Below are 17,981 nucleotides of genomic sequence, written 5' to 3'. Positions count from 1 at the left end.
CAGTTAAGGCTATAGCTGGTCAGCTACCTGAAAGGGGGGCACGAAGCCCCCGTGCTTCAGCCGGGGGTGCTGACATCTAAAACAACCTGATTAGGCGAGATCTTCAATTAAAAGGACAACTCGATCCGCAATGGGGAGATGTTGTCGCCCCATCTCAAGTATAATATGAAAGGGGCACCCACCACCCTTGCCCTTCACTTCAATCATTGGTTAGATCGCCAAATATTCCCAGATGGGATAAAGTATAGATGTTTAGCCTGTTTGTGAAACCTAATGAAAGATACATGGGTCTATCTGAGCCGTACCATAAGCTGCCAACCACAAAGAAAAATAAAGCAACCAGTACCGTCGGACGCAGCAAATCCGTTCAACTGGACCAACCACTCACCTTTTCAAGCTGGAGTAACAACAGTGTCAGTTTGAATCTTGGTGATAGTGCCGAATATTATCAGTCTTGGGACAAACCCACAGTCATCATATCAGATGGAGCCTACGGTATTTTAGGCTTTGAAGGTGATACATCTGATCATCTCGATTTGCCCGAGTGGTATGAACCCCATATCGCAGCTTGGTCAAAGTTGGCATTGCCCAGTACAACCCTCTGGTTTTGGAATTCAGAGATTGGATGGGCCGTCGTACATCCAATCCTTGAGAAATTGGGTTGGCGCTATGTCAACTGCAATATATGGAACAAGGGAAAAGCTCATATTGCTGGGAATGTCAATACAGAAAAAATCAGACGTTTTCCTGTGGTAACAGAAGTTTGTGTTCAATATGTCAGAGAAGTTAAATTCGATGACTTAACCTTGAAAGAATGGTTGCGAAAAGAATGGTTGCGATCGGGTTTACCTTTACGCAAAGCCAATCTGGCTTGTGGTGTCGCAGATGCCGCCACCAGAAAGTATTTCGACCAAGGGCATTTATGGTATTTTCCTCCACCCGATATGTTTCAGAAATTAGTTGGCTATGCCAACCAATATGGAAAACCCGACGGAAAGCCTTATTTTTCTGTAGATGGCCTACATCCTTTGACCGCTGAAGAATGGGGGAAAATGCGTTCCCAATTTCGATGTCCTCACGGTTTTACCAATGTTTGGCAGCGATCGGCTTTACGGAATAACGAACGAATAAAAACCCCCAACGGTAAAGCCGTCCATTTGAATCAAAAGCCCCTCGACCTCATGCAGCTAATTATTGAAGCTTCTAGCCAAGAAAGGGATGTTATTTGGGAACCATTTGGCGGACTGTTTAGTGCTTCTTTGGCTGCTAACATACTTAACCGCAAAGCTTTCGCTTGTGAAATTGACGAAACTTATTTCTATTATGGGGTGAAACGGTTTAGTCAAGTATTTTATCAATGTTCTCTTCTGTAATTCCCAGATATCTTCTCAAGGCAGATTTCATTGACTCATCTCGCCGACTCGCCAAAAGTTTTTGCCATTGATAAATTTCCATTCCAGAACACTCAGTTTTATAAATACGTTCCTTAAAACTTTCAATTTCTGGATGTACAATTCTGTCCATCTTGGCAAAGTTGGTGTCCAATCTGTATTTAAAATGTGCGATCAGTTCTCGTAAAAGTTTCTGATATTCTGGCGTTGGCTTATAAACTCTTCCATCATTCCCCCAAGATTTAACTATTTCCTCGGCTTCCATGAAATCTTCATCTGTCCCTTGGAACTTATAACCATTTGTATTTGTTTGTTGCAAATTTGCTGTTCTTTCGGTTGTATCTTCTGGCTCGATAATCAGATAATCTGGGGGGTTATGATAGTGATCGTCTCTAGCTTTAGCGATCGAGTAACCCGACACAACACATACATCAATAATCTTGGGTCTACCATAAATTACAGCTTCCGGTAACCAAGCTATCAGTGCAACGTATGTTTGATCGCGGCGAAAATGATTTTGACTATCTTTAAAACGAGCCGTTATTTCGGTGGCTAATGGAAACCATACTTTTATCTCTAATCCTGGTGTTGGCTTGATGTCGCCGACAAAAATAGTGTCGGGAAATCCTGGGTCTTGCCTTTTCCATTCTCCGAATGTTGCAAATATTTCTTGGTTATTTAACAACTCAACTGTGTTGAATTCAATCAGATTTCCCAATAGCGGTGATAGCTTTGAAATCACTTTAGCTAGATTAACTGCTGCCTCGGCAGATGTGGGTTTATAAACCTTTAATATATCGAACGTATGCCCTGATAAATTAGCTAAATATTCAGATGCTAATCTAATAATGTCTTGTGTATTCATACTTTGCCCTCGCCAGATGTAGTGCCCAAAGATTGCTCAACTTGTCTGATAATTTCGCAAGGGTCTACACCGATCGCATGAGTCAGTCTCAGGAACTCAATCACATCTAATCTACGTTCCCTATTCTCGTACTTGGCGACGAAAGATTGAGGCTTTTTGACGGCTTTGGCAAGGGTTGCCTGGGTAAGATTCGCATTTTTTCGAGCCGCAATCATACACTTCCGAAAAACATCATATTCTTGACTAAAGGTGGACTTCATCGTGCATTATTTAGCATGGTATTCACAAAAATCAGCATAAACCCATGATCGGATAATCCCAAAATGGGATTTTGCGAATCCGCCGATCAGTCTTAGAAGTAACAATCCCCCACCCGACTTGACGGCTCAAGTGTCAAACTTAAGTGAAGTCGCACAATAATAGGCTATTTTTTCAACTGACAAAATTTCTATCCAACCGCTGAAGCGATCGCCTATTCGGAACCAACACCCCATAACCTCCCACAAAAATTGATTTTTTGTTCAACACTCTCAGCCGCGCCTCATTTCCGCCCAACCCTTGACAATTCCCCTCCCCATCAGTTACCATATTCTTCTGGGGGTTACATGGCTATACGCTTGATTTTTTATTCAACATAGAGCGATCGCGCCCATATTCAGGGGATGAGCAACAACTTTTGAGGGGGAATTTTTCATTCCCCTGCTAACAACCAAAAACCCGTATAAGTTACCCCAGAATCATCAGGTTGAATCAAGAGAAAATGTAATCCCTTAGCCAAGCGTTTACGAGTCTCAAACATCCGCGCCGCCTGAGCGACATCATCATCATCAAAAGTAGCAACTACCCAGCGATCGCTCAACCCCGCCTCTAAAATCAAGCCATCAGGTTGTCCGGGAATGTAATTCAAGCCGACAGGTTTAACCGACTGTAACCATCTAGCCAAGCGCATAGACTGGCGACCCCCATCAATAACCACCCCGGAAATAGCAACGGTAGAAGCCAGACCCAAATTCAGGGGTAGTAAAAATGATGGCATATCCAAAATAGGAATAGGGCGATCGCCAAAGACTTCCTGAAGGTCTCCCGCTGGAAGAGTCGCAAACCGCCAGCGCGTCCCCCAGAGATTTTCCGGTAGAGGTAAAGGGGGTAATTTATCAATAGCCAAAGGATCATAATCCTCGCCAGTATAACCCGGCATTTGGGGATAAATTAACATCATCTCTGCCAGCAATTTTTTTAAACCCAGCGTCCGACGAGTCCCCTGGACAGTCACCCCCAACTGTTTACCCACCACCTCAAAGAGATTCAAGCAAGCAGGTCGAAACACCTGAATCAGATCAGGTTGATCAGTGTCCCAAATTTCTTCTAACTGTTTCAGCAGCCAAGTAGAGTTAGCTTCCGACTGAGGACAAGTCGCCACCAATAAGCGATCGCCGAATTCATCACAAAGTAACAGTTCCCACAAAGGCTGTCCGCTGTCATCCCGAAGAGGACGGCGATAAAAATCAGCTTGCCATATCCGCATAAAAAATCAAGCCATTAGTGAATCATTTAATCAATCTTAAAGTCAAAGGATAGCGATATCTGATACCCTCATTAGCTTTGCTGGCTGCCACAATAGTAAAAATCAAATCAAACAACAACACCGCAAATAGCAGAGGAATTCCAACTAAAAACACAATCAACACGATGGATACAAACAGATATATCAAAATGCTGATTTGAAAATTCAACGCTTCTTTAGCTTGATATTCAACAAATGGCATCTCATCCTTTTTCAGCAGCCAAATCACCAAAGGTCCAACGATATTAGCCACAGGTATGACATAACCCACAAAAGAGCTCAGGTGTGCGATCATACCCCAAGTTCTGCTTTCTTGATCTATCTGGTTCCGTCGATCAGTCATGTTGCCTCCATAGCTAAGTATGATGCCACTGTTGATCTATCTTAATACCATTTTAAGCAGATAGTACCTTAGCGCACCCCGTAGAACCATCAACTGTGATAGGTTAGGTAGAGAAAAAGCCTACTAATTAGGGTATCAACTAGCTAATTATACAAATGGGAACCGAAACAATCGTACTGCTATCGAGCCGAGAAATTGAAAAGATGCGCCAAGCCGGAAAGTTAGCCGCGCAACTACTGAACCACCTAGAACCGATGGTTAAACCAGGAGTCAGTACCCTAGAACTCAACGATGAAGCCGAACGCTGGACTCAGGCTCATGGTGCCCGTAGCGCTCCCCTCGGTTATAATGGGTTCCCCAAGTCTATTTGTACCAGTGTTAACGAAGTTATCTGTCACGGTATCCCCAGCGCCAAGCAGATTCTTCAAGATGGAGATATCATCAATATTGATGTCACCCCTATAGTTGATGGCTACCACGGCGACACCTCAAAAACCTTTTTTGTAGGTAATCCTTCCCCGACGGCTCAAAAATTGGTTGAAGTCACGGAGGAATGTTTGCGGCGGGCTATTGCGACGGTGAAACCGGGTAGTCGCATAGGGGATATTGGGGCTGCTATTCAAGAGTACGCGGAAAGTTATGGGTTTTCTGTAGTGCGGGATTTTGTCGGTCACGGGGTTAATACCGTCTTTCATACAGCACCGCAAATTCCCCATTATGGAACCCGTGGAAAAGGTAAAAAACTGCGCTCAGGAATGGTTTTTACGATTGAACCGATGATTAATGAGGGAACCTGGGAAGCAGAGGTACTCGATGATGGTTGGACAGCAATTACCACAGATGGTAAGCTGTCTGCTCAATTTGAACACACGATCGCTGTAACTGACCAGGGAGTTGATATTTTAACTTTACCATAGCGATCTTGGTTAAACCAGCCAGGTAGGGACAATTGATCAGTTGCCCCTACTCTCGGAAATAGCTAATATTAACTCCAGCCTAGGATATGGCTTGATAACTCATTACAGTAAACTGGGGCGGAAGGATTCGAACCTCCGAATGGCGGGACCAAAACCCGCTGCCTTACCGCTTGGCGACGCCCCAATAATCTCTCAGCTTTATTATCATATCAACACTCACCCCGGTTTTGTCAAGTGTTTTGGGAAATTTTTTTTCAGCCCCCTATCTTCCCGGACATGGAAAGCAGTCAGAGGCTGGTAGATCTAATGAGCGTGCTTGAGTTCCGGGGGGGGTTGAATAGGAATCTGAATCGCAAATGTGCAGCCATCTCCCGGCTTGGAGATACATTTGAGGCTTCCTCCGTGCTTTTCAACAATAATCCGGTAACTAATTGATAGTCCCAGTCCGGTCCCCTTCCCAACGGGTTTAGTGGTAAAAAATGGATCAAACAATCGATTTTTTAAATCCTCTGGAATACCTTGACCATTATCATGAATCTGAATCAACACCTGTTGACTTTTGGATACGGGAGGTTTGATCATCCCTTCAGAGGTGGTTTTGATGACATCAGAAGCGGGAAGTGGAAATAAGTTAGACCCAGAGCTAATTGATACGACTTGGGTGGTAATGGTGATCATACGGGGGTCTGGTTGATTATCTAAAGCATCGATCGCATTACTGAGAATATTCATAAACACCTGGTTAAGCTGTCCCGCATAACATTCCACCCTAGGAAGTTGACCATATTTTTTAACCAGTTCAATACCAGAACTACTACCTTTTGCTTTCAGGCGGTTTTGCAGAATCAATAAGGTGCTATCAATACCCTCGTGAATATCCACGGGTTTCATTTCCGCCTCGTCTAAACGGGAGAAGTTCCGTAGAGAGACGACAATTTGACGAATGCGATCGGCTCCCATTTCCATGGAAGACAGGATTTTCGGTAAATCCTCCACCAAAAAGTCTAGGTCAATATCTTCTATGCGTTCTTGGATCACTTCCAGGGGTTCTGGATATTGTTCTTGATACAGTTCCACCAATTCCAGCAGATCCTTAGTATAATCGCGGGCATAGGTGAGGTTCCCATAGATAAAATTAACCGGGTTATTAATTTCGTGGGCTACCCCCGCCACCATTTGTCCTAAACTAGACATTTTTTCACTTTGAATCAATTGTGACTCTTTTTGTTGCAAGTCCTGGAGAGCCTCGCTTAGGTGGAAGGCTTGAGTTTGGGCGGCTAAGGCGGCGGCTCTAGTTTGGGCGTAAAGTTCGGCTTGGTCAATGGCGATCGCTAATTGATCTACTACGGCTCGTAATAGTTCCACATCACTATCTATCCAATCGCGAGGACTATTATATTGATTACAGACGACAGCCCCCCGCTGTCCCGATCGCGTCTCCAGGGGTAGTAAAATTTCCGAAGCAATTCCCGCATCTTCCAGTAATCCCCTGGTAGTTGCATCTAAAACGGTTGTATCTTGTAGATTATTAACCTGTACTGTTTCCCGGTTACAGATTTTATGAGCCAACCAGCCAATTTTATCGGAGGGGTAATCTTCTAAAACTGTTGATAAAGAAGGCGATCGCGATTCGTGAGTAATGGCAAAATTATGTCTGTTCGGTTGGGTGGGTAAGTACCACAAAAAATGGCATTGGTCGATTTGTAGAACACTGCGGATCTCCTGAACTGCTGTTCCCAAAATTGTGTCAATATCTAGGGAATTGCGGATTTGACTAGCCAAGCGAAATAGTAAGGCTTCCCTACGGCTTTGCAATTCTTCGCGGGCTTTTACCCGGTCAATTCCTACAGCGATCGCATTAGCAATCCAACCTAGCACATCCTGAACTTGCGGAGATAATGGATGAGAACTACAAATAGCCATCATCCCCATTAACCGCCCTTCTACCACCAGTGGAACTTCTAAGGTTTGGTGGGAAAGCTGCGCCATCTGTTGAGACATTTGCGATAGTTCATGGTTCCATAGCTGAGGTGTGGGTGCTTTCAGGGTAACAATTCCCGCCCCAGCTTGTCGTTCGAGTTGATTAGTTTGACTGTTTATGGTCCATATCGATACCCCCGCGACTTTTAAATACTGATCCATTGCTTTCGCGCAACGATTCAAAATAGTTGGTATTGTCCCACCTTGTCCTAGGGCTTTCCCAACTTCCGCCTCTAATAAAGAAAGGTGCGATCGCTCCCGCAGGATTTCTTCTGCTTGTTTGCGTTCGGTAATGTCACGAGATATAGATACGATCTCTTGGATATCATTATTCTCTTGATTGCGGATAGCATGAGAAGTAGTTTCAAACCATATAAAACTACCATCGGAACGCCGAACTCGATAACTTACCGTATCCACATCAGAGTTACTCAATAAGGTCTGGTGAGATTTCTGGATGCGCTCTCTATCATCAGGGTGGAAAAAATTATAAGCGGAAATTCCTATTAATTCTTCCGGTTCATAACCTAGTAAATCTCGACAGGCTGGAGACGCATAAATATAAATACCCTCAGCATCATGTCGGGAGATTAAGTCTGTAGCATGATCGGCTAACAGACGGTAGCGGGCTTCACTTTCTCGCAGAGCATCTTCGGACTGCTTCCGTTCGGTAATATCAGTTTGAATACCAATAAAATGGGTGAGTTTTCCTCGGTGGTCTCGCACCGGAGAAATAGCTAGTTCATTCCAGAAGCAGCTACCATTTTTCCGATAATTTTTTAATGTCACTTTACATCCTTGTTTGCGTTTGATGGATTGTCTAATCATAGCGATCGCATCTTCATGGGTTTCTGGTCCTTGTAGAAACCGACAGTTTTGACCAATCACCTCTTCTTTAGTATACCCAGTTAGCTTTTCAAAAGCTGCATTACAGTAAATAATTGGCAGATCATTTTTGGTGTTTTCCGAAATTACAATCCCATTAGGACTAGCTTCGATCGCCCGTTGCAATAAATGCAACATTTCTTCGGACTGTTTGCGGTTAGTAATATCAATTCCACAGCCTAATATATATCTGAGAGAGCCATCTGGATTCCTAATGGCACTATTTGACCAAGCGACTAAATGGGAATCTCCATTAGCTCCTTCCCAGAGGTTCTCACACTGTCTTGGAAAATGACCCATCCTTATACTATTCGATTGGACCTGATGAGATGATGGGGGCGGATCGTCAAACTCAATGGCTGCTAAACCCCAATTCAATGATTCCCAGTCTTGATCAAAAATTGATAATCCTAAATCCTCAATCAATAAGCCCTCAACATCTCCCGCTTTATATCCCGTTAATTGTTCACAACTTTTATTAAAACGGACAATCTGACCCTCCGGATCAATCACCACTACTAGGGCGCTAATAGTATCTAAAACCGCATTGACAAAATCCCGTTCTTGTCGGACAATATCCCATACCTTTCTCCTTTCTTGGATAATAGTTTCCAGATGACTTAGTTTCCCGTGTAGGTCCATTAATTGTCTGTGTAAATTAACTTGGTTAGCTACTTGACGACTGAGGGATTCTAGGGCTATAATCTGCCCTGATGAAGGTTGCCAGCACTCATAAGTCATCACTGATAGCATCCCCAATTGATAGCCATCTCGGGTAGTAATTGGAACACCCAGATAGGATTTGATGGGTTGCTCATTGTTAGCGATCGCATGATTAGCCAGCTTGGGGTGAGTGCTGATATCTTGAATAATAATCGGTTGGGAGGTAGGACTGTCGGGCTCGGTGCTGAGATTCCCACCACGATGATAGGCGATCGCATATCCGCAAAAATCCAAATAAACACTCAGATCATCAGATAAGCCTATTTGAGCCTTCAGCCACTGATGAGTTTGGTCGATAAAGCTGATGAAAGCGATCGGTGCATTGGTAATGTGGATAGTCAGGCGAGTTATATCGTCAAAGGAGATGTCAGGGCTAATGCCGATCTGACGCAATACCCCACTTCCCAGGTCGAAAACTCGGCCGTTTAATCTGGACATAGTTTTACCTTAAATTTTACTGTCATATAATTATTCCCACTTCAGGGAAGAGACTGGCACAAAGCACGGATCAGTCTATAACAACGGGTCTGACTATAACAGACCTTAATTGAGAGGGGTAATACCAAACATCCGCATTGATTTTTAACTCGCAACTGGCTTTAAATGGCTTGTCCAAAGTCTTAATGCCACACCGCAATTACCTTTAATTTAATCTTAACAAAAAAACAGGCCGTTCTTATAAATTTGTAACTGGACTTAACACCATCAATGACCTAGCGCGTGAACATAACCATACTGTTATACTTACATTTAGGCTCTCACCTATATTAGCCATCATATCCTAGGATGTAGGGCTAGTATCCCTGCACAAATCTACAATAAATTGTTCAGATCAGGAACATCAACCCAAGTCCCTGTAACATTGGATTCATGGGTGAGATCCATTAGTAATTGAGAATAGACCCCCTCCCGCAAAGAAGGTACCAGGGACTCATGGCGTGAGATAGCTTCCATCCAGCGATCGACAACCCGCAAAAAGGCAGAGATGCGACCATCATCATGAGTTTTGGGAAACTGCAAATTATCGGGAATGGCAATTTCTGCCAAATCTTCCCCAGCTTTACTTCCCCACAATTTGAAACCGTGGATATAGTCTTTTTGATTATTGCTACCGAGAATTAATGTTCCATCACTACCATAGACTTCTACCCAGTGTCCCCGTCCCTGGAAGGTGCAAGAACTCAAACATACCTGACAGGGGGTTCCGTCGGCTAACTCCAAGATTAAATTACAGGTATCATCGGCATCTACAGGCTTCAGTTTGCCGGACTCAGCCGGATCAGGACGTTCGGCTATGGTTGTGCTTAACTGTCCGCACAGGCGGCTTATCGGACCAAATAGCCAGTGTATATAGTCGAAGCTGTGGGAACCGATCGCGCCTAAAGCACCGCCGCCCTTTTGTTTCTCAGCATACCAGTTCCAGGGTCGATTAGCATCCGCGCGACTGGACACTAACCAATCAATCTTGACTAGCCTCGGTTGTCCGACATATCCCTGGCGTAGTAGTTTTTCTAATTGCAGCCATTGCGGGACAAAGCGAAATTCAAAATCCATGGTGGTGACACAGTTTTTGTCGTTAGCCAGTTGATACAGATATTTGGCCTCTTCAACATTAACAGTGGTGGGTTTTTCTAATAACAGATGTTTTCCAGCGTGGAGAACTTCTTTGGCCATCTGAAAGTGGAGAAATGGGGGGGTAGCAACGGTAACAGCGCTGACTTCTGGTATAGTGACCATTTGACTCACCCGATCGCTGGCGTGGGGAATATTATGTTCAGATGCGATCGCCTTGGCTTTGTCTAGATCTCGATGGTAAACTGCTATAATCTCCGTGCGGGGGTGTTCCTTGAGAGCCGGGATGTGGACTTTTTGACCAAATCCCGTCCCGACTACGGCAATACCAATTTTATTTGCGGTCATAACTTACTCGTTCCGATCATCTATCCTAAGTGGGATCCTAGCACTGTTTAGTTAACTATTGTTAGCCGCTGGACTGCTAATGATGGTCAACTATTGCCAACAGGCGATCGCACCACAGACTTGATCAACCTCCTTGCTACTAGCCCAAAAGCTGACCTAAGTTCACCAAGATTTAATTTTAACCATCGTCAAAAATCTCGGAGTGTGTTATAATGGGAATGGTGGCGAAAAATAGTTTTTTCCCCGTGCATTAGATACATTAATTTTTCTCACTCCAATCAACAATGGGTCTTGTATTTAAGCAAGGCTATGCTTGTCCTGTTCCTGGTAATATGAATTTGCTTTATAGGATGAGGTGCGATCGCGCCACTTTGGCTTTATTATTGTTTTTAGGTGGGCTGCTGTTCTGGTTATCGCCATCTGCGGCGTGGGCGGGTTCATTAAGCGATCGTGAATTTCCCGACTGGAAAGGAAAACCCGTCTTGAGTGAAGCGAGGGGAGATTTAGTCTACCCAGAATGGATGGCGGGAAAATGGGATGTCACCAGTACCCTAGTGGAGGCGCGCGCCCCCCTAGCACCGGATCTGGTAACTCCTGGTTTTGAGGGAAATCTTGGCTATCTCGATCAACCCATAAGTTTTCAAGTCCAGTTTAGGGAGATGAAATCTGCGCCTATATCCTCGGTGTTATCTCCGGTTCCCCGGTTGAAGTTAGAGGAAAAACTCTATCCTGAGATAGTAGCCGATCGCTCTGGTAATGCGTTAAATATTGCTAAGGCTATATTAGGCGATCGGGGGGTGATATCCGTACAGGTTGACCCCAATAATCCCAACCGCCAAATTACTAAATTTCCTGGCGATCGTAGCTTGATATCTGTGGTAACCAGTCGCGGAACAGAAACACCATCACCAGGAGAATTTATCGCCTCAGAAATCGCCCAGCAGATATTTGAGGGAGAATCAACCCTATATCTGAATGAGGTAGAAACAACCACAGCTTATCGACAGGAGAAACAAGGGATAGTAGGTAATCAGATGACAGCGATTTACCTATCCCCACAAGATCCTAATTACTTTAAAGCCGCCGGAAATCCCGTCGCCCTTTATCGCTATCAACTAACGTTACAACAAGTTACCAATCAGGGGGATTAATTATCTATGAAATTCAATTTAGGCTGTCAGCTAAATTATGAGATTTATAGCGATAGTACCTTAATTTTCAATATTGCAGTTTGCAATAACCGATTTCAAAATATCCTCCAAGAAGACCTACACATTGCACCTGATGTTCCTATGGATGAATACATTCCTCCAGAACTAGAAAACCGATACATTAGGGTTAATTCACCTCCCGGAAATTTGGAAATATCTTATCAAGCAACAGTTGAATTTAAACCCTTTGAAGAACACCCTCACGATATTCATGAAGTTACCCCAGCGAAACTGCCTTTGGATGTGTTACCTTATTTATATCCTAGTCGCTATTGTGAGTCCGATCGCTTGATGCGGTTCGCCCAGACCGAGTTTGGTGATTTAGTTCCTGACTATTCGCGAGTGACAGCTATCTGTAATTGGATTTATGAAAATGTCACTTATTTATCCGGGAGTACCAACGCCCATACCTCCGCTTTTGATACGGTTACGGAAAGGGCGGGAGTTTGTCGAGATTTTGCCCATTTAGGTATTGCTTTGTGTCGGTCTTTGAATATTCCCGCGCGGTTTGTGACTGGCTATGCTTATGATTTGCAACCCCCCGATTTTCATGCCTATTTTGAGGCTTATTTAGGCGATCGCTGGTATTTGTTTGATGCGACTCGTTTAGTTCCCCGGACTGGGTTGATCCGCATTGGGACCGGAAGAGATGCAGCCGATGTTTCTTTTGCTACCATTTTCGGGTCAGTCTTTATGTCGAAAATGGAGTTATTTGTTGATTGTATCAGTCCCGGTGAATGTCCTATATATACTGAGGAGGCGATCGCCTTTTTGGAGTAGTCAACATCAGATTACGCTAATATGAGAGAATCCTAGTCAAGTGATAACCATCGTGGTTATAGGAGGGTCAAGCATCATGTTGGGAAGGATAATGGCGATCGCCAAAAATGTGTTTTGGGAAGTCATGCGCGCTAGGGTTCTCTATATTTTGGGTATCTTTGCGCTGTTGATGGTAGCAGCAGTTGAACTAATGCCGCAAGTCGCTGCTAGTTTAGAAGATAAAATTGTCTTAGATCTCGGTTTAGCTGCTATCAGCATTCTTAGCTTAATTGTCGCAGTTTTTGTCAGTACCAACTTAATTAACCAGGAAATTGAAAAACGCACCGTTTACTTACTGATTTCCAAGCCAGTTAGCCGCCCGGAATTGATTATTGGTAAACATTTGGGTTTGTGGGCGGTTTTAGCAGTTTTATTGGTGGTAATGACAGTCATATATATGGGGGTTTTAAGTCTTAACCAAATTCCCTACCCCGGACAAAGTATCGCCATTTCTAATCTGTTTATTTGGATTAAGTTTGGGCTAATTGGAGCCGCCGGGATTTTGTTAGGGGTGTTGACGAGTTCTCTCTTGGCTACACTCCTAACTTTTGCGGTTTATGTAATGGGGAGTTTGAGTCGAGACTTACTCGAATTAGGTCAAATTAGCGATAGTAACACCATTGAAAATGTCACTACGGCTATGTATGTCATTTTACCGGATTTAGCCCGTCTGAATCTCAAAAATGATGCCGTTTATGCCGAGATCCCTGATGTTCCTATTCTCGTGGCTAATGCTGGATATGGTATCATTTACACCGTCCTACTCTTAGCCTTGGCGATCGCTATTTTTTCCCGCCGAGAATTATAAGCCATTAGTCATCATATCCCGCCCACACAGAGGCTAAATTTCCCTGACTGGGTGCTAACTGGTTAATAAGTTGGTTAATCCGCTTTTCTAGCTGTTGTAAAGACGACTCTCGGCTGGCTGGTTTGATATCGGATAAATTCCAATACTCGACCGTATTCACCCAGGAAGGATATCGTTTAACCATTAATGGACGATAGGTTGATTCATCAATGGCAATCGTTTTATTGGCATTTTTAAAGTTGATTTGAGATACGGGTCTGATAGTCCGCACAGAATAATCTAAGGAAATACCCCGTTTCTCCAATTCGTCAATCACCTCTAAGGCGATCGCCCCCATTGAATAATTACTAGAATAATGGCTTTTATCTACTGGTAATAAACCAGAATAAGCACGCCAACTCAAGCCCCTGGTTTCCGCCAAATAATTAAACAAATATTCAGAAAATCGACTGAGGTAGTCATTTCCTGTAGACAAAAATAAAATGGTTTTCATAAGCACCTTGATGTTGATTAGATGTGGGTTCAGACAGCGACCATGTATCTGCTAGGGGAGAAGTTGCTAAATTAGCCCTGCCATGTTCTCAATCAATCTTACCGTAGATCATAGTATAGCAACAACCACTATAACTTATTTGACAGATTTCGGCAATTTATTTGATGGCGATAAACTTAGAACGCCCCCAGACAGTGGATAATCAGAATAGTCTCAACTCATAGACTGAGTACCATAGTGATAAAACTTCTCAAAAGTGATCATCTTAACCCAGTGGCGAGTTGTGACAATTGACTAAAAATGCGATCGCATTATACCACAACCATAGCCATTCAGTGTATTGTCAATCACATAAAACTTTTCAGTTATACAATTGGTTCACCATCACGGCGTAAATGGTTAAGGCTGGGGTTCTGTGGTCACTTATTAAGTTTTTTGGAAAACTGAATCATTTTCTCCCAGATGGCAGGATAATAACAGAGATAGGGTTAGGTCCACAAAGCTGAGACTTTGAGGACAGCCGGGCAATTATCCGCCCTCAACTCCTATCAGTAATAAGATTTACAAGCCAATCACCCTATGAATATTCAAACGGTTATCCTACGGGGTTCTTATTTAGATCAGCTAGTCCATGAACTCTGCGACTACTTCCCCGATGTCATTGTCCGCACTATTGGTAATGTCAATATCTTAGTCGAGGAGTCTTTGTCGGCGCGAATTTCTGCCAATTTGTCAACCACGATAATTTTAAACTATGCCGAATTTGACTATTGTGAAATCGATGTCATCACTGCTGGTGGAGATGTCGGGTTTTTAAATCTAGGTTATGGTGCGGGTAAAGCTAGGATTGACAGCTTTGTGGAGATGCTAGAATCAATCTGCAAGTCCCATAACTGGAAAATTGAACGAAAAATCGATCAGTAGGATCACTTTATTGTTAAAATTCGTAAAGGAACTGTTAAGGATAATGTAGGATGCGGGTTGCGATCGCTGGAGCTGGATTAGCTGGCATGGCCACGGCTGTTGATCTGGTTGATGCCGGACATGAAGTAGAACTATTTGAGTCTCGCCCCTTTGTGGGTGGTAAAGTAGGTAGCTGGGTAGACCCAGAAGGTAATCATGTCGAAATGGGTCTGCACGTCTTTTTTGGCTGCTACTACCAACTATTTGATTTAATGAAAAAGGTGGGAGCCTTTGAGAATCTGCGATTAAAAGACCATATTCACTGCTTTGTCAACCGCGATGGCGTGATCGGAAGTTTAGATTTCCGGTTCATCACTGGCGCACCCTTCAACGGACTCAAGGCCTTTTTCACAACTTCTCAGCTTTCCGTTCAGGATAAATTGCAAAATGCGATCGCCCTGGGAACTAGCCCCATTGTCCGGGGTTTGGTAGACTTTGAGGGAGCCATGAGAAACATTCGAGACCTAGATCAAGTCAGTTTTGCGGACTGGTTTCGCCGCCAGGGAGGGTCTGAAGGTAGCCTCAAACGAATGTGGAACCCCATCGCCTATGCTTTAGGTTTTATCGATACTGAAAATATCTCCGCGCGCTGTATGCTGACGATTTTTCAGTTTTTCGCCGCCAAAACAGAAGCCTCCGTCTTGCGAATGTTGGAAGGGTCTCCAGCGGAATATCTCCATAAACCTATTGTTAACTATCTCCAACAACGGGGCGCTAAAATTCATCTGCGACGACGGGTTAGAGAAATTCAGTTTACCGAAATTGACGGCCAAACCCATGTCACTGGCTTGGTGGTAGCCCAAGGGGAAACCGAAGAAACCATTATTGCAGATGCTTATGTTTGCGCCTGTGATGTTCCTGGGGCTCAAAAAATGCTCCCAGAGGCTTGGCGAAAATGGCCGGAATTTGACAATATTTACAAGTTAGATACTGTTCCCGTAGCCACAGTGCAATTGCGCTTTGATGGTTGGGTAACAGAACTTCAAGACTCACTCGCACGCCAACAGTTAGAAAAAGCCGCAGGTATAGATAACTTGCTGTATACTGCTGATGCCGATTTCTCCTGTTTTGCTGATTTGGCTTTAACCAGTCCGGGGGACTATTACCGTCCCGGACAGGGTTCTCTGCTACAGTTAGTTTTGACTCCTGGCGACCCTTTTATTAAACAAAATAATGAGGCGATCGCCAATCATGTTCTCCAGCAAGTTCACCAACTTTTCCCATCTTCCCGAGAGTTAAATATGACTTGGTATAGTGTAGTTAAACTAGCCCAGTCCCTCTATCGGGAAGCCCCCGGAATGGACCCCTACCGTCCCCCCCAAAAAACTCCCATTGCTAACTTTTTCTTGGCTGGAAGTTACACACAACAGGATTATATTGATAGCATGGAAGGTGCTACCCTCTCTGGGCGACAGGCTGCCCGTGTGATCCTGGAAAATGCTGCTAACTTTCTCCAAATGAGCAAGCCGGGCGTACAGCCATAAAATCTTGTCCCTGTCTGGCTTGCTATAAGTAGGGCGGGGACTGTGCCTAAATATCAACTACCTCACACCTTAATAATTAAGTAACTAAAATGGCTGATTGGTTAGAACATAGCGTGCAAATTGAAGTTAATGTTCCCATTGATATCGCGTGGGATTTATGGTCAGATTTAGAACAAATGCCACGGTGGATGAAGTGGATCGAGTCCGTCAAAATCTTAGACGACAACCCGGAACTTTCTAAGTGGAAATTAGCTAGTGGTAACTTTGAATTTAGCTGGCTTTCTCGCATTCTTAAAGAGATTCCACATCAGATTATTCAATGGGAATCAGTCGATGGGTTGCCTAACCGAGGCGCTATCCGTTTTTACGATCGCCATGGTAGTAGTATTGTCCGCCTCTCAGTCTCTTATGCCATTCCCGGTCTGTTAGGGAAAATTATGGATAATCTCTTTCTTGGGGGTGTCGTTGAGTCTACTATTGCTAAGGATTTGGAACGTTTTAGGGATTATGCTTTAGATTATTATGCTCGTCGCTGAACTTTATTTATGGGAAGGGTTGACAGGTCGCCCCAAATCGTGATACTATATTGACATACTTTCAAATAATGGTAGTATTTGCAAACCATAAAATTTTGTCTATATTGCGATTTTTTAATATAGTAGCAGAAACGAACTCAGAAAGCAACCCCTACCCCCTACTTGTGACGAGGGGCTTGTTACAAAACTTAACATAATTCCGAGGACAATTAACAATGAATAATTCCCGGTGATTGGCTATTGCCTAATGGGGGCGGGTTGAGGAAAATAAAATGATGTAGGAATTGATCATTGAGAGGGTCTGGGGTGAAACGATCCATGATCGACAATTCCGAATTATTTTCCTTTAAAGGTCCGGTGTTGGGGTATATTCAACAATATTGCAGGATTCGTAATACAGATTTTGTGGATTCTGTCTATGTAGTTTAGAACAAATGGGAGAAGAATTTTAATGAAACGATTGGGTCAGGTATTAGCCTTAGTAGGCTTGTTGGTAGGTTTGCTAGGATGGAGTGTCCCTCAGCCTGCATGGGCAGCGGATTTGAGTTTTGTTCAATTACGGAGTCTGCAAGCACCTGTTTTGGCGGAAGTTAACCGTAGAAACAAGGCTGATGCCAAGTTGGGTACTGAATTTGGGAAAAAATTGGATTTGAATAATAGCTCAATCCGAGAATTCCGTCAATATCCGGGAATGTTTCCCACCTTGGCCAAAATTATCATTGACGCAGCGCCCTATGATTCAGTGGAGGAAGTATTAGAAATTCCGGGGTTAACCGATGCCCAGAAAGAGATTATAGAACGCTATATCGGTGAGTTTACCATCACTCCGGTAGAGCCGATTCTACAGGAAGGAGATTTCCGCCTCAATACCGGAGTCTATGACTAGGTTGGAGTAGAGAATCCGTTGATGGCTCAAATATAAGTATTCAAGGCTAGGAATCAGGCTAAGAATTATGACCGCCGCCATTTCTCTGGACAACGCGCCCTAAGTAGGTGTGGGTCTGTCAGCACCCCCGGCTGAAGCACAGGGGCTTCGTGCCCCCCTTTCAGGTAGCTGACCAGCTATAGCCTTAACTGGC

17 protein-coding genes and 1 tRNA gene are annotated in these 17,981 nt (G+C 43.9%); 9 read left to right on the top strand and 9 right to left on the bottom strand.

The features are described from left to right. Positions 1–419: 419 nt before the first annotated feature. Positions 420–1,373, top strand: coding sequence for a DNA methyltransferase (locus ACTIE0_RS17205; protein WP_235677513.1), 954 nt, complete (start codon positions 420–422; stop codon positions 1,371–1,373). Here the strand turns inward: ACTIE0_RS17205 and ACTIE0_RS17200 are convergent. The 5 genes from ACTIE0_RS17200 to ACTIE0_RS17180 form a co-directional block, all read right to left on the bottom strand. Further along, positions 1,339–2,256, bottom strand: coding sequence for a hypothetical protein (locus ACTIE0_RS17200; protein ID WP_006624363.1), 918 nt, complete (start codon positions 2,254–2,256; stop codon positions 1,339–1,341). The two genes, ACTIE0_RS17205 and ACTIE0_RS17200, sit on opposite strands and share 35 nt — an antisense overlap. Beyond that, positions 2,253–2,516 carry a helix-turn-helix domain-containing protein gene (locus tag ACTIE0_RS17195; protein ID WP_006624364.1) on the bottom strand — a complete coding sequence of 88 codons (264 nt, stop codon included), beginning with the start codon at positions 2,514–2,516 and terminating at the stop codon, positions 2,253–2,255. The genes ACTIE0_RS17200 and ACTIE0_RS17195 overlap by 4 nt, the downstream gene beginning before the upstream one ends. A 172-nt stretch (positions 2,517–2,688) precedes the next feature. Next, positions 2,689–2,844, bottom strand: a complete 156-nt coding sequence (locus ACTIE0_RS17190) for a hypothetical protein (protein ID WP_006624365.1) — start codon at positions 2,842–2,844, stop codon at positions 2,689–2,691. 103 nt (positions 2,845–2,947) lie between these two features. Beyond that, complete coding sequence (locus ACTIE0_RS17185) at positions 2,948–3,781, bottom strand: Tab2/Atab2 family RNA-binding protein (protein WP_006668676.1); 834 nt, start codon at positions 3,779–3,781, stop codon at positions 2,948–2,950. A 22-nt stretch (positions 3,782–3,803) separates the two neighbouring features. Continuing rightward, entirely contained in the window at positions 3,804–4,163 is a 360-nt protein-coding gene (locus ACTIE0_RS17180) for a DUF4870 domain-containing protein (protein WP_006624367.1), read from the bottom strand. Between the two features lie 155 nt (positions 4,164–4,318). Here ACTIE0_RS17180 and map point away from each other — a divergent pair, with 155 nt between their 5' ends. Beyond that, a complete protein-coding gene (map, locus tag ACTIE0_RS17175; protein WP_006624368.1) occupies positions 4,319–5,080 on the top strand; it encodes a type I methionyl aminopeptidase in 762 nt (253 codons plus the stop codon). Between the two features lie 112 nt (positions 5,081–5,192). On the opposite strand, the gene ACTIE0_RS17170 is transcribed toward map, so the two are convergent. The 3 genes from ACTIE0_RS17170 to ACTIE0_RS17160 form a co-directional block, all read right to left on the bottom strand. After that, positions 5,193–5,264: transfer RNA gene (locus ACTIE0_RS17170), tRNA-Gln, on the bottom strand. Positions 5,265–5,383: 119 nt separating this feature from the next. Continuing rightward, positions 5,384–9,106 (bottom strand): PAS domain S-box protein, encoded by a 3,723-nt coding sequence (locus ACTIE0_RS17165; RefSeq protein ID WP_439516941.1) that lies wholly within the window; start codon positions 9,104–9,106, stop codon positions 5,384–5,386. Between the two features lie 375 nt (positions 9,107–9,481). Next, complete coding sequence (locus ACTIE0_RS17160) at positions 9,482–10,588, bottom strand: Gfo/Idh/MocA family protein (protein WP_006668678.1); 1,107 nt, start codon at positions 10,586–10,588, stop codon at positions 9,482–9,484. 284 nt (positions 10,589–10,872) lie between these two features. On the opposite strand from ACTIE0_RS17160, the gene ACTIE0_RS17155 reads away from it, so the two are divergent. From ACTIE0_RS17155 to ACTIE0_RS17145, 3 genes are all read left to right on the top strand, one after another. After that, a complete protein-coding gene (locus ACTIE0_RS17155) occupies positions 10,873–11,739 on the top strand; it encodes a DUF6816 family protein (RefSeq protein WP_006668679.1) in 867 nt (288 codons plus the stop codon). 6 nt (positions 11,740–11,745) lie between these two features. Beyond that, complete coding sequence (locus ACTIE0_RS17150; protein WP_006624372.1) at positions 11,746–12,579, top strand: transglutaminase-like domain-containing protein; 834 nt, start codon at positions 11,746–11,748, stop codon at positions 12,577–12,579. Between the two features lie 76 nt (positions 12,580–12,655). Continuing rightward, positions 12,656–13,426 (top strand): ABC transporter permease, encoded by a 771-nt coding sequence (locus ACTIE0_RS17145; protein ID WP_006624373.1) that lies wholly within the window; start codon positions 12,656–12,658, stop codon positions 13,424–13,426. A 4-nt stretch (positions 13,427–13,430) separates the two neighbouring features. On the opposite strand, the gene ACTIE0_RS17140 is transcribed toward ACTIE0_RS17145, so the two are convergent. After that, entirely contained in the window at positions 13,431–13,919 is a 489-nt protein-coding gene (locus tag ACTIE0_RS17140; protein WP_006624374.1) for an arsenate reductase/protein-tyrosine-phosphatase family protein, read from the bottom strand. Between the two features lie 579 nt (positions 13,920–14,498). Here ACTIE0_RS17140 and ACTIE0_RS17135 point away from each other — a divergent pair. From ACTIE0_RS17135 to psbU, 4 genes are all read left to right on the top strand, one after another. After that, the gene (locus tag ACTIE0_RS17135) at positions 14,499–14,843 is read left to right on the top strand and encodes a hypothetical protein (protein WP_006624375.1); all 345 of its coding nucleotides are present in this window, start codon (positions 14,499–14,501) and stop codon (positions 14,841–14,843) included. 50 nt (positions 14,844–14,893) lie between these two features. After that, the gene (zds, locus tag ACTIE0_RS17130; protein WP_006624376.1) at positions 14,894–16,366 is read left to right on the top strand and encodes a 9,9'-di-cis-zeta-carotene desaturase; all 1,473 of its coding nucleotides are present in this window, start codon (positions 14,894–14,896) and stop codon (positions 16,364–16,366) included. Between the two features lie 89 nt (positions 16,367–16,455). Beyond that, positions 16,456–16,902, top strand: coding sequence for an SRPBCC family protein (locus ACTIE0_RS17125; RefSeq protein WP_006624377.1), 447 nt, complete (start codon positions 16,456–16,458; stop codon positions 16,900–16,902). A gap of 451 nt (positions 16,903–17,353) precedes the next feature. Beyond that, positions 17,354–17,788, top strand: a complete 435-nt coding sequence (gene psbU, locus ACTIE0_RS17120) for a photosystem II complex extrinsic protein PsbU (RefSeq protein WP_006624378.1) — start codon at positions 17,354–17,356, stop codon at positions 17,786–17,788. The last annotated feature ends 193 nt before the right edge of the window (positions 17,789–17,981 follow it).

Origin of the sequence: Limnospira sp., assembly GCF_051859755.1 — a bacterium.
GTDB lineage: Bacteria > Cyanobacteriota > Cyanobacteriia > Cyanobacteriales > Microcoleaceae > Limnospira > Limnospira fusiformis.
Note: the sequence above shows the minus strand (reverse complement) of the source record. Positions and strands in the feature narration are given on the sequence as shown.